The 11472-nt window shown below is 69.6% G+C and carries 13 protein-coding genes and 1 riboswitch; of the genes, 9 read left to right on the top strand and 4 right to left on the bottom strand.

Features of this window, described 5'->3' with window-relative positions:
- Nucleotides 1–178: 178 nt before the first annotated feature.
- Genes V6M46_RS11625 through V6M46_RS11615 form a run of 3 tightly spaced genes read right to left on the bottom strand, consistent with a single transcriptional unit; the run spans nt 179 to nt 3235 of the window.
- Complete coding sequence (locus V6M46_RS11625; protein ID WP_332665127.1) at nt 179–2173, bottom strand: ABC transporter ATP-binding protein; 1995 nt, start codon at nt 2171–2173, stop codon at nt 179–181.
- Nucleotides 2170–2481, bottom strand: a complete 312-nt coding sequence (locus V6M46_RS11620; protein WP_332665124.1) for a YbaY family lipoprotein — start codon at nt 2479–2481, stop codon at nt 2170–2172. Before V6M46_RS11620 ends, V6M46_RS11625 begins: the two co-directional genes overlap by 4 nt.
- A gap of 10 nt (nt 2482–2491) precedes the next feature.
- Nucleotides 2492–3235, bottom strand: coding sequence for a DUF4184 family protein (locus V6M46_RS11615; RefSeq protein ID WP_332665122.1), 744 nt, complete (start codon nt 3233–3235; stop codon nt 2492–2494).
- A gap of 71 nt (nt 3236–3306) precedes the next feature.
- Between V6M46_RS11615 and V6M46_RS11610 the strand changes: the two genes are divergently transcribed.
- The 9 genes from V6M46_RS11610 (at nt 3307) to V6M46_RS11570 (ending at nt 10895) form a co-directional block, all read left to right on the top strand.
- Nucleotides 3307–4296, top strand: coding sequence for an NAD-dependent epimerase/dehydratase family protein (locus V6M46_RS11610; RefSeq protein WP_332665120.1), 990 nt, complete (start codon nt 3307–3309; stop codon nt 4294–4296).
- An 85-nt stretch (nt 4297–4381) separates the two neighbouring features.
- Nucleotides 4382–5002 (top strand): TetR/AcrR family transcriptional regulator, encoded by a 621-nt coding sequence (locus V6M46_RS11605; protein WP_332665118.1) that lies wholly within the window; start codon nt 4382–4384, stop codon nt 5000–5002.
- A gap of 264 nt (nt 5003–5266) precedes the next feature.
- The gene (locus tag V6M46_RS11600; RefSeq protein ID WP_332665116.1) at nt 5267–5566 is read left to right on the top strand and encodes a metal-sensitive transcriptional regulator; all 300 of its coding nucleotides are present in this window, start codon (nt 5267–5269) and stop codon (nt 5564–5566) included.
- 27 nt (nt 5567–5593) lie between these two features.
- The gene (locus V6M46_RS11595; protein WP_332665113.1) at nt 5594–5800 is read left to right on the top strand and encodes a heavy-metal-associated domain-containing protein; all 207 of its coding nucleotides are present in this window, start codon (nt 5594–5596) and stop codon (nt 5798–5800) included.
- Nucleotides 5797–6732, top strand: a complete 936-nt coding sequence (locus V6M46_RS11590; RefSeq protein WP_332665111.1) for a hypothetical protein — start codon at nt 5797–5799, stop codon at nt 6730–6732. The genes V6M46_RS11595 and V6M46_RS11590 overlap by 4 nt, the downstream gene beginning before the upstream one ends.
- A 1-nt stretch (nt 6733) precedes the next feature.
- Entirely contained in the window at nt 6734–8998 is a 2265-nt protein-coding gene (locus V6M46_RS11585; protein ID WP_332665109.1) for a heavy metal translocating P-type ATPase, read from the top strand.
- The gene (locus V6M46_RS11580) at nt 8995–9477 is read left to right on the top strand and encodes a DUF4396 domain-containing protein (RefSeq protein WP_332665108.1); all 483 of its coding nucleotides are present in this window, start codon (nt 8995–8997) and stop codon (nt 9475–9477) included. The genes V6M46_RS11585 and V6M46_RS11580 overlap by 4 nt, the downstream gene beginning before the upstream one ends.
- A gap of 34 nt (nt 9478–9511) precedes the next feature.
- Entirely contained in the window at nt 9512–9943 is a 432-nt protein-coding gene (locus V6M46_RS11575; protein ID WP_332665106.1) for a PaaI family thioesterase, read from the top strand.
- Nucleotides 9944–9947: 4 nt separating this feature from the next.
- Nucleotides 9948–10895, top strand: a complete 948-nt coding sequence (locus V6M46_RS11570) for a nucleoside hydrolase (RefSeq protein ID WP_332665103.1) — start codon at nt 9948–9950, stop codon at nt 10893–10895.
- Here V6M46_RS11570 and V6M46_RS11565 read toward each other — a convergent pair.
- Entirely contained in the window at nt 10870–11274 is a 405-nt protein-coding gene (locus tag V6M46_RS11565; protein WP_332665101.1) for a DUF1801 domain-containing protein, read from the bottom strand. The two genes, V6M46_RS11570 and V6M46_RS11565, sit on opposite strands and share 26 nt — an antisense overlap.
- Before the next feature lie 48 nt (nt 11275–11322).
- Nucleotides 11323–11411: riboswitch (ZMP/ZTP riboswitch) on the top strand.
- The last annotated feature ends 61 nt before the right edge of the window (nt 11412–11472 follow it).

Raw genomic sequence — 11472 nt, 5'->3', positions numbered from 1 at the left:
GGCGACCCCGAGGTCGACGTCGTCAAGCTGTTGCCGAAGGCGCTCGAGCGGGCCAAGGACGCCCCGAAGGAGTGAGTCGGGCCGTCAGGCCAACTTCTCCAGGCAACCCGCCACTCCTCCAGGTGAATTCACCCGGTGAAGTGGCGGTTTACCAGGTTCTCCTGGTAAACCGCCGCCGTCAGAACGACACGTCGGCGCGGCGCTCGTCGGCGCCGGGCTTGTCGCAGTACGTCTCGCCGTTCACGAAGCGCACGCCGTCGGTGAACCGCGCCTCGATCTGGCCCGAGCCGAACTGCTCGACGTACAGGCGCGAGTAGAGGCCGCCGAGCGCGAGCAGCTCGTCGTGGGTGCCCTGCTCGACGAGCTTGCCCTCCTCGAGGCCGAAGATCACGTCGGCGTTGTGGATCGTCGAGAGCCGGTGCGCGATCGCGATCGTCGTGCGGTTGTGGGTCGCCCGCTCGAGCGCATCCTGCACGAGCCGCTCGGTCTCGGTGTCCAGCGCCGAGGTCGCCTCGTCGAGGATCAGGATGCGCGGGTCCATCAGCAGCACCCGGGCGATCGCGAGTCGCTGCTTCTCGCCCCCGCTGAGCCGGTAGCCGCGCTCGCCGGTGATCGTCTCGTACCCGTCGACGAACGACAGGATGCGGTCGTGGATGTTGGCGTCGCGCGCCGCCTGCTCGATCTCCTCGGCGGTCGCGTCGGGCTTGGCGTACGCGATGTTGTCGCGGATCGTGCCGTGGAAGAGGTACGGCTCCTGCGTCACCATGCCGATCGCCTCGGCGACCGAGCCCATCGTCAGGTCGCGCACGTCGGTGCCGTCGATCAGGACGGCCCCGGAATTGATGTCGTAGAACCGCGGGATGAGGTACGTCATGGTCGTCTTGCCCGCCCCTGACGGACCGACGATCGCGGCGAGCTGCCCGGGCTCGACCCGCAGCGACACACCGTCCAGCGCCCAGCCGGGCTCCGGCGCGGGCTCGGTGCGATCGATGCGTACGCCGCTCTCACCGAACCGGTCACCGCCGGTCCCGCCCGACAGGCTGCGCGGCTCGGGGTAGCGGAAGCGGACGTCGCGGAACTCGATCTCGCCGCGCAGGTCCTTGGGATTGAGCGCCACCGCGCCGGGGCGCTCGGTGATGGCGGGCTCGAGGTCGAGGTACTCGAACAGCCGGCGGAACAACGCGAGCGACGTCTGCACGTCGAGCGACACGCGCATCAGCTGCAGCAGCGGCATCTGCAGCCGCGCCTGCAGCGTCGTGAACGCGACGAGCGTGCCGGCGGTCAGCGCGGTGCCGCCGTTGAGCATGTAGCCGGCGACGAGGTAGATCAGCGCAGGGGTGATCGCGAAGAACGTCTGCACCGTCGCGAAGAACGCCCGGCCGGTCATCGCCTGCTCGACCTGGAGCCGGGTCTGGTTGCGGTTGGCCTCGCGGTAGCGCGCGACCTCGGAGTCGGCGCGGTTGAACACCTTGGACAGCAGGATGCCCGAGACGCTGAGCGCTTCCTCGGTGATCGCGGTCATCTCCGACAGCGACTCCTGCGTCTTGCGCGCGAGCCGCTGGCGACGCTTGCCGACCTGCAGCTGGATCCACACGAACAGCGGCATGACGATCAGCGTCAGCACCGTCAGCTGCCACGACAGGATCACCATCGCGATGAACGCGGCGGAGACCGTGACGCTGTTCTGCAGGATCGAGGTGGCGGTGTCGGTCAGTACGGTGCGTACGCCGGCGACGTCGTTGGCCAGGCGCGACTGGATCGCGCCGGTCTTGGTCGCGGTGAAGAACGCGAGCTCCATCTTCTGCAGGTGCGCGAACAGGTCGCTGCGCAGGTCGGCCATCGCCGAGTTGCCGATCGTCGAGGTCAGCCAGTTCTGCACGATGCCGATCAGCGCCGTCACGACGGGGATCGCGCACAGGGCGCCGACGAGCCAGCCCAGCAGCCCGAGGTCGACCCCGCTGCCGTCGGCCGGGAACAGCGCCTGGTCGAACACCGCCTTGGTGAAGAACGGAGCGATCGAGCTCAGCGCCGCCGCGGCGACCACGGCCACCGCGACGTACGCCATCTTGGTCCGGTACGGCTTGAGCATCCGGGCGATGCGTCGGAGGATCGGCTGACCGCTGCCGATCTCCTCGTCACTGAGGTGCGTGATGGTGGGACTCGGGCGCATCATTCATCGATCTTGGTCAGCAGCACCGCCGTGGAGTCGCCCTCGACCGGCACGAGCTCGGTCGTGCCCCACACGCCGACGTCGGTGCGCAGCATGGCCCAGATCAGCAGCTTGTCGGTGTCCGCGACGAGGCCTGGGTCGGCGTGCAGGGTGAACTCGGTGGGTATGCCGGGTACGTCGGTTGCGGTCGCCGCCAGGACCTCGCCCTCGGTGTCGACGAGCTTGATCGTGGCGACGGCTCCCGGCGGGACGGCGATGCGCTCGCGGAAGGAGACGGTGCCGGTGACGGTGAGAACGTGTTCGGAGGCCATGCCTTGAATGCTATGCCTCACCCGTAGGCGGCCAACTGCGTCGACGGAGCTGCCAGGCTGCGCACGCGAGGATGATGCCCGCCGTCAGGGTGATGACGCCGCTGACCGCGCCGTGGAACGCCATGGAGTGCAGCCCCACCGAGGCCTTGGCCAAGGCCGCCGTCGCCGCCGCCACGACCCCGGCCAGGAGGACTGCCGGCAGGGTGAAGCCCGGCAGCGCACGCGTCGGCCGCCGCTCCCGGATGACGGGGAGCCTGCGCAGGTGTGCGACGGCGAACGCACAGATCACGGTGAGCCCGCCGATCGCCGAGACGTACTGGGCCCACCGCAGACCCGACACCCCGAGGTGATCCGTCTGCAACCAGGTGACGTGCTCGTACCCCCAGGTGTTGTCGTGCGTGAACGAGTCCCAGACGACGTGGGTGGTGCCGCCGATCAGCGCGCCGATCGGCGCGAGCTGCCACTGCCGACGGGTGAGCCGGGCGCGTGGAGCGAGGCGGTCGCGGACGGCGGACGGGGCCAGGTCGGTGAGCGGGTCGCGCAGCACCGCGAACCAGATCGCGAGCGCGATCAGCGTGCCGATGATGTCGATCGTCGGGACGGCCCAGGGGCTGTGCGCGATCTCGTAGCCGCGCCTCGAGCCGAGGTAGAGCGGGATGTCGAGCACCATGCTGCCGACGACCATCGACGTCATGGGCAGGCCGAGCCGGGTCAGCGGCAGGACCGCCGCGGGGTGGCTCAGCGTCAACGGCACGTCTCGAGCGTACGTTCTGCCGGGAGTGAACAGGGCTGTCCGAACCCCGTGATCGCGTGGTTGATTGAGGCATGAGCTCACTCCTCGTCCTCGGCGGCACCTCCTGGGTCGGCGGGCAGATCGCGCGCGACGCGATTGCCCGCGGTCATGACGTCACGTGCCTGGCGCGGGGTGAGTCCGGCGATGCACCCGACGGTGCGACGTTCGTCCCGGCCGACCGCGCGGCACCGAGGGCGTACGACGAGGTCAGCGACCGGCACTGGGACCTCGTGATCGACCTGTCGCGCCAGCCCGGACAGGTGCGGTCGGCGATCCAGGCGCTGGGTTCGACCGCGACGCACTGGACCCTCATCTCGACCGGTTCGGTGTACGCCGACCAGAGCGGGCCGCTGACCGAGGACTCGCGACTGCTCGACCCGCTCGACGGCGATGTCGCCGGGCCGGAGCAGTACGGCGAGGGCAAGGTCGCCTGCGAGCAGGCCGTGCGACAGCTGCACCGGCACCTGATCGTGCGGGCGGGGTTGATCGGCGGTCCGGGCGATCGATCGGACCGGTTCGGCTACTACGCCGCACGGTTCGCGCTCGCCGGCGATGAGCCGGTGCTCGTGCCTGCCGTCGCGGATCAGCCGATGCAGGTCGTCGACGTCCGCGACCTGTCGCGCTGGATCGCGGCGTCGGCCGAGGGAGGTGCGACCGGCACGGTCCACGGGGTCGGCGAGCCCACGACGGTGGGTGCGCTCGTGGCGCTGTCGGCCGAGGTGGCCGGTTTCACGGGCGACCAGCTGGTCGCCAGCGAGTCATGGCTGCGCGAGCACGGCGTCGAGGAGTGGATGGGCCCGCGATCGCTGCCGCTGTGGCTGCCGTCGAGCCACCACGGCATGGGCATGATGGACGACGCGCGAGCGCTGGCGTACGGCCTGGAGCGGCGCCCCTTGGTCGACACGATCAGCGCGACGCTGGACGACGAGCGCGCCCGCGGGCTCGATCGTGAGCGCAAGGCGGGACTGAGCCGGTCGGACGAGCTGGCCTTGATCGAGGAGCTGCGCGACCAAGCGCCCTGACCGACAGAACCACCCCGCCTGGTCCTTTGGCACTACTTCCCGCCATTCGCGATCTGACATCGGCAGTGGCGCGTAGCCTTGAAAGATGAACGCTAAGCCCGGAAGACCGCGAACTCTGACGGTCGACCAGATCATCGACGCCGTGCTGGCCGAGGGACTCGGGAGCTTCAGCATGCCGTCGATCGCTGCGCGACTCGGCGTCGTGCATTCGGGGCTATACCGCTACTTCACGGATCGCGAGGACCTGGTCGTCCAGGTCATGGATCGCATCGCCCGATCTGCTCCGTGGCCTTCGGCGGACCTGCCGTGGCGGGAGCACCTCGAGCAGATCGGGGAGACCTTCTGGATGATGTGCGCCAACTATCCCGGCTACGACATCACGGCCCTGCGCACGCGCAACGTGTCGCCGGGATTCCTTGAGATGATCACGCCGCACATCGAGTCGCTGCAGCGCGAAGGCCTCGACCTCGTCGATGCGACTGCGGCGATCGAGTTCGTACGTGCGCTCGTCCTCACGTCGTCGATCGAGGCCGGCCGCCTCAAGACGATCGCCGACCGACATGACCTCCCCGACCACTCGATCCCCGGGTTCGCCGACCCGGAGAAGTGGTCCGGCCGCGGCTGGTACCGCCGTCACCTCAACACCTGGCTCGACGGTCTGGCCCAACGCGTCCAGGCTCGCGAGAGCAGCGCAACCCACGCCTAGTGGCCACGCAGACGAGGCGGGCGGGCCAGCCGTCTGCGTAAGCGGCTGGCCCGCCCCTCGTATGCGTCGAGGACGGCGGGAATGTCCTGCCGCAGATTTCGCGCATCCTCGGCCGCCTCGACGCGCCTGACATACCCGCCCGTTTGTCTGCCCAAACACATCTGAGAGAAGTCTCGGGCGATCCTTACTTGCGTGATACCCCCTAGGGGTATATGGTCATGGGCACGAAGACATACCCCCCAGGGGTACGAACGAGGAGTCACCATGGCACACGACCACGAAGCACGCGGGTACGACGACAAGAAGGACGACTACCTCAAGCGGCTGCGCCGCATCGAGGGCCAGGCCCGCGGCCTGCAGCGCATGGTCGAGGAGGACCAGTACTGCATCGACATCCTGACGCAGGTCTCTGCCATGACCAAGGCGCTCCAGTCCGTCTCGCTGGGCCTGCTCGACGACCACCTCAACCACTGCGTCGTCGATGCCGCCCGCGCCGGGGGTGCCGAGTCGGAGGCCAAGATCCGCGAGGCCTCCGACGCGATCGCGCGCCTCGTCCGCAGCTGACCGAAGAACACCACGAGAGGAATCACCATGACCACCAGCACCTACACCGTCGTCGGCATGACCTGCGAGCACTGCGTCCGCTCCGTCAGCGAAGAGGTCGGCGCGATCCCCGGTGTCAGCGACCTGAACGTCGACCTGGCCACCGGCTCGCTGTCCGTCACGACCGACGCCGAGCCCGTGGCCGACGACGCCGTACGTGAGGCCGTCGCCGAGGCCGGCTACCAGGTCGCATGAATACCGGAGCCAAGGTCGGCGTTTTCGTCGCGGGACTGTGCGTCGTGTTCGGCGGGGCAGTCGCGATCGGCAACGCCGTCGGCCCGGTCGACAACGAACCAGCAGCGATGGATCACGAGGAGGACGGCGCGATGGAAGACATGCCCGGTATGTCCGCGGCAGCCGACAAGGTCCCCGGCGGCCTCCAGGTCGCCGAGAACGGCTATCGGCTGGTGCTCGACGAGCCGCAGCAGCGTCCCGACGACCAGGCCACCGTGTCGTTCCGGGTCCTCGGACCCGACGGCGATCCGCTGACCGCGTACGAGACGCTGCACGACAAGAAGATGCACTTCATCGTCGCCAAGCGCGACCTGTCGGGCTTCCAGCACGTGCACCCCACGCTCGACGAGCAGGGCACCTGGACCACCACGCTCTCGCTCGACCCGGGCCAGTGGCGGACGTTCGCCGACTTCGACCCGGCCGGCAAGGACCCCCAGCTGACGCTCGGCGCAGACCTGACGGTCGCCGGTGAGTTCACCCCGAAGCCGCTCCCCGAGCCGTCGCGCACCGCCACCGTCGGTGACTACACCGTGACGCTCGACGGTGACGCCAGGACCGGTGGCGACTCGAAGCTCACGCTGACGGTCGCCAAGGACGGCAAGCCGGTCACGGACCTGCAGCCGTACCTCGCCGCGTACGGGCACCTCGTCGCACTGCGCGAGTCCGACCTCGCCTACCTCCACGTCCACCCGGACGGCGAGCCGGGCGACGGCAGGACCGAGCCCGGACCGGGCATCACGTTCTACGCCGACTTCCCGTCAGAGGGCAGCTACCGCCTCTACCTCGACTTCAAGCACGGCGACGTCGTCCGTACCGCCGAGTTCACGGTCGAGGCCGGGGCGAAGGGGTCCCAGGACGCCGGCGGCCACGACGACTCAGGACACGGACACTGACATGGCACTCACCGACCAGCACCTTGATGCAGGCGAGCGGATCGACCTGTCGATCGGCGGCATGACCTGTGCGTCGTGCGCGATGCGCATCGAGAAGCGGCTCAACAAGCTCGACGGCGTGACCGCCTCGGTCAACTACGCGACCGAGAAGGCGCGGGTCGACACCGCCGGCCCGATCGACCCCGAGCTGCTGATCGCCGAGGTCGAGAAGGCCGGCTACACCGCCCAGCTGCCGCAACCGCCCAAGGCCGAGGAGGCCGACGAGGAGGTCGAGGACGATCCGTCGCGACCCCTCCTGCAGCGTCTGCTGATCTCGATCGTCCTGACGGTGCCGGTCATCGCGTTCGCGATGATCCCGGCGCTGCAGTTCACCAACTGGCAGTGGCTGTCGCTCACTCTCGCGGCTCCAGTCGTCGTCTGGGGCGCGCTGCCGTTCCATGTCGCGGCCTGGACCAACCTGCGCCACGGTGCCGCGACGATGGACACGCTGATCTCGGTCGGCACGCTCGCGGCGTTCGGCTGGTCGCTGTACGCGTTGTTCTGGGGCACGGCCGGCGAGCCCGGCATGAAGCACCCGTTCGAGCTGACGATCTCCCGCATGGACGGCAGCGGCAACATCTACTTCGAGGCCGCGGCCGGCGTCACGACGTTCATCCTCGCCGGCCGCTACTTCGAGGCACGCTCCAAGCGGCGGGCCGGCTCGGCGCTGCGTGCGCTGCTCGCGCTCGGCGCCAAGGAGGTCTCGGTCGTACGCGACGGGGTCGAGGTGCGCATCCCGACCGACGACCTGCACGTCGGCGACATCTTCGTCGTACGCCCCGGCGAGAAGATCGCGACCGACGGGGTGATCGAGGACGGCACGTCAGCGGTCGACGCCTCGATGGTCACCGGCGAGTCCGTGCCCGCGGAGGTCGTCGCGGGGGACCACGTCGTCGGCGGCACGGTCAACACCAGCGGACGCCTGACGGTCAGGGCGACCCGGGTCGGCGCCGAGACCCAGCTGGCGCAGATGGCCAGGATGGTCGAGGACGCGCAGAGCGGCAAGGCCCAGGCGCAACGGCTCGCCGACTCGATCTCGGGCATCTTCGTGCCGATCGTGATCGCGCTGGCCGTCGGCACGCTGGGCTTCTGGGTCGGCACCGGCGAGGGCGCCTCGGCGGCATTCACGGCCGCCGTCGCGGTGCTCATCATCGCCTGCCCCTGCGCGCTGGGTCTTGCGACGCCGACCGCCCTGATGGTCGGCACCGGGCGCGGCGCACAGCTCGGCATCCTGATCAAGGGGCCCGAGGTGCTGGAGTCCACCCGGACGATCGACACCGTCGTGCTGGACAAGACCGGCACCGTCACGACCGGCAAGATGACGCTGCACGACGTGATCGTCGCCGACGGCGAGGACCGGGCCGAGGTGCTCCGCATCGCCGGTGCGCTCGAGGACGCGTCCGAGCACCCGATCGCCCGCGCGATCGCCGATGCCGCCCGATCCGAGCTGGGTGAGCTGCCAGTCGTCGAAGGCTTCAGCAACAGCGAAGGACTCGGCGTGCAGGGCGTCGTCGAGGGTCGCGCGGTGGTGGTCGGCCGCGAGGCGTTCCTTGCGGACTGGTCGCAGTATGTCGGTGACCTCGCCGGCCCCAAGGGCGAGGCCGAGGCGCAAGGACGTACGCCGGTCGTCGTCGGCTGGGACGGTGCGGTCCGCGGCGTCCTGGTCGTCGCCGACACGATCAAGGAGTCGAGCGCCGAGGCGATCCGTCAGATCCGCGACCTCGGGCTCCGCCCGGTCCTGCTGACCGGCGACAACGAGCGCGCCGCTCGTGCGGTCGCGGCGACGGTCGGCATCGACGAGGTCTACGCCGAGGTGCGACCCAGCGAGAAGGTCGACGTCGTCCGCAAGCTCCAGGAGGAGGGCCGCACCGTCGCGATGGTCGGCGATGGCGTCAACGACGCAGCCGCGCTGGCGCAGTCCGACCTCGGCCTGGCGATGGGCACCGGCACCGACGCCGCGATCGAGGCGGCCGACCTGACCCTCGTACGCGGCGACCTGCGGGCCGTGCCGGACGCGATCCGGCTGTCCCGTCGCACCCTGGGCACGATCAAGGGCAACCTGTTCTGGGCGTTCGCCTACAACGTCGTCGGCATCCCGCTGGCCGCGGCCGGCCTGCTCAATCCCATGCTGGCCGGTGCGGCGATGGCGTTCTCGTCGGTGTTCGTCGTTTCCAACAGCCTCCGGCTGCGCAGCTTCAAGACCCTCAACTCCGAAGGAGCAGCATGAGCCAGCACGAGCACCACGACATGCACGACATGGCGATGACCGGGCGCGAGCTCACCCGCAACGCGGTCTCGGCGACCCTCCACTGCCTCACGGGCTGTGCGATCGGCGAGGTCCTCGGCATGGTCATCGGCACGGCCCTCGGCATGAGCGACGGCAGCACGATCGCCCTCGCGGTCGTCCTGGCGTTCTTCTTCGGCTACGCGCTGACCGTACGCCCGGTGATGCGAGCGGGCCTTCCGCTCGCCGGGGCGATCAAGGTCGCCCTCGCCGCCGACACGCTGTCGATCCTGACGATGGAGATCGTCGACAACGCCGTGCTCCTGACGGTGCCGGGTGCCATGGAGGCCGGGCTCGGGAGCTTCCTGTTCTGGGGCAGCCTGGCGTTCGCCCTGGCGGTCGCGTTCGTCGTGACGGTCCCGGTCAACCGCTGGCTGATCGGTCGCGGCAAGGGTCACGCCGTGGTGCACGAGTACCACTGACCGCTTCCGGGCGTACGCCTCATAGGCTCGGGGCATGACTCAGATCCCCGGCCTGGACGGTCTGCTCGGCGTGGAGCACGTCGAGTCCAGTCCCGACACGTTCGTCGTACGCTTCACGATCGGCGACCAGCACCTGCAGCCCTTCGGCATTCCGCACGGCGGTGTCTACTGCACGGTCCACGAGTCGACCGCGAGCTGGGCCGGCCAGGTCTGGCTCGGCGACAAGGGCATCGTGGTCGGCACCAACAACTCGACCGACTTCCTGCGCCAGGCCAAGGTCGGCGACACCATCACCACGACCGCGACCCCGATCCACCGGGGCCGCAGCCAGCAGCTGTGGCACCTCGACTCGGTCGACCAGGACGGCCGGCTCATCGCGCAGGGCCAGGTCCGGCTGGCCAACCTCGACCAGCAGGTGCCGCCCGAGGTCCTCGCCCGATTCATCGGGTCGGCACCGCAGGAGTAGCCGCATGCCTCGCCGGGTCATCCTCGACTGCGACACGGGGACCGACGACGCCATCGCGATCATGCTGGCGGCGGCTCGCCCAGAGCTCGACCTGCTCGCGGTGACCGCGGTCTGGGGCAACCACGCCGTCGAGCACACCGCCGACAACTCGCGCCGCACGCTCGACCTGATCGGGCGCTCGGACATACCCGTGTACGCCGGACGCGGCGCGCCGGTCGCACCACCACCGGGTGCGCCGGCGGCAGAGGGCAGCCCGGAGCCCGACCTGCTGCCCCTCCCGACGGCCACCACTCGGATCGAGCCCCAGGACGCCGTCGAGTGGCTCGTCGAGACGGCGCGGTCGACGACCGAGCGGTTCACCCTCGTGCCCACCGGGTCGATGTCCAACGTGGCGTCGGCGGTCGCCGCCGACCCGTCATTCGTCGACGCGGTCGAGGAGATCGTGGTGATGGGCGGCGTCATCGAGCGCGGCGGCCTGTTGCCCGAGGTCGAGACCAACGTCGGCTACGACCCCGAAGCCGCGCAGCAGGTGCTCGACGCAGGGTTCGAAAGGCTCGTCCTGGTGCCGATCGATACGACCTATCGCGCGATCGTCGCGACCGAGCAGTGCGCGACGCTGCGGGACGACGGCGGTGTCGCGGCCGGCGTCGCGGCGGACTTCATCGAGCAGCGCATCGAGCGCTATCGCCGGCTCCCCGCGATGCGTGGCCGCGCGGCGGCACCCGTCCACGACGCGCTGACGGTCGCCTACCTGGTCGACTCCACACTCGTGACTCTTCGCCCCGCGACGGTTCGGGTCCACACCGGCGACTCGCCCACCCGCGGGCGTACCGACATCGCGTTCGATCCGGCCGGCGCGGTCCGGGTCGCCGTCGAGCCGGACGCCCCGCGGTTCTTCGAGCTGCTGCGCGAGTCGCTGGCGCGGCTCAAGCCAGGCCCTGCTCCTTCTTGATCCTGCGCCAACCGCCGGCGCGGTTGTTGGCGATGATCGCCCGGAACATCTCGGTGAGCGCCGGCGCGTTGATCGGCTCGCCCTGCCGGAACCCGACGGTCCGCGCCGTCTGGTTGTCGTGGCCCGCCGTGATGATGCCCTCCGGGTCGGGCACGATCCCGCCGTCGTAGACGAAGACGTTGACGTGGTCCTTCGCGGCGAGCAGCGCGCAGACGTTGCCCTGCAGCACGAAGTACGGCTGCACGGTCCGCTTGATCGTCTCCTCCACCTCGGGGTCGGCGGCGTGGACGAGATCGCGCACCTCGTGGCAGATCTGCTGCTGCCACTCCGGCAGGGCGTCGATGTAGTCGTCGACCCGCGGATCCTTCTCGTAGTCCATGGAATGTCCTCATTGACTGGGCTGTGATTCCCACACGGTAGACTCGTCGCAGTCGGTCGCGACTGGCGTTGAGGTGGGTACCACCGGGGAGCGACTGCAAACACCGGACATCGGGACCGTTCGCCTGGGCCCCACGTCAGCCGTGCATTGCTGACTGGAGGCAACCGAGATGATGATGACCATGACGACCACTGACCC

The organism is Aeromicrobium sp., from assembly GCF_036676885.1.
Lineage (GTDB): Bacteria > Actinomycetota > Actinomycetes > Propionibacteriales > Nocardioidaceae > Aeromicrobium.
Note: the sequence above shows the minus strand (reverse complement) of the source record. Positions and strands in the feature narration are given on the sequence as shown.

Coding starts and splice junctions, on each gene's coding strand:
- V6M46_RS11625 (WP_332665127.1), bottom strand. CDS start 2,173: ATGATGCGCCCGAGTCCCACCATCACGCACCTCAGTGACGAGGAGATC.
- V6M46_RS11620 (WP_332665124.1), bottom strand. CDS start 2,481: ATGGCCTCCGAACACGTTCTCACCGTCACCGGCACCGTCTCCTTCCGC.
- V6M46_RS11610 (WP_332665120.1), top strand. CDS start 3,307: ATGAGCTCACTCCTCGTCCTCGGCGGCACCTCCTGGGTCGGCGGGCAG.
- V6M46_RS11605 (WP_332665118.1), top strand. CDS start 4,382: ATGAACGCTAAGCCCGGAAGACCGCGAACTCTGACGGTCGACCAGATC.
- V6M46_RS11600 (WP_332665116.1), top strand. CDS start 5,267: ATGGCACACGACCACGAAGCACGCGGGTACGACGACAAGAAGGACGAC.
- V6M46_RS11595 (WP_332665113.1), top strand. CDS start 5,594: ATGACCACCAGCACCTACACCGTCGTCGGCATGACCTGCGAGCACTGC.
- V6M46_RS11590 (WP_332665111.1), top strand. CDS start 5,797: ATGAATACCGGAGCCAAGGTCGGCGTTTTCGTCGCGGGACTGTGCGTC.
- V6M46_RS11585 (WP_332665109.1), top strand. CDS start 6,734: ATGGCACTCACCGACCAGCACCTTGATGCAGGCGAGCGGATCGACCTG.
- V6M46_RS11580 (WP_332665108.1), top strand. CDS start 8,995: ATGAGCCAGCACGAGCACCACGACATGCACGACATGGCGATGACCGGG.
- V6M46_RS11575 (WP_332665106.1), top strand. CDS start 9,512: ATGACTCAGATCCCCGGCCTGGACGGTCTGCTCGGCGTGGAGCACGTC.
- V6M46_RS11570 (WP_332665103.1), top strand. CDS start 9,948: ATGCCTCGCCGGGTCATCCTCGACTGCGACACGGGGACCGACGACGCC.
- V6M46_RS11565 (WP_332665101.1), bottom strand. CDS start 11,274: ATGGACTACGAGAAGGATCCGCGGGTCGACGACTACATCGACGCCCTG.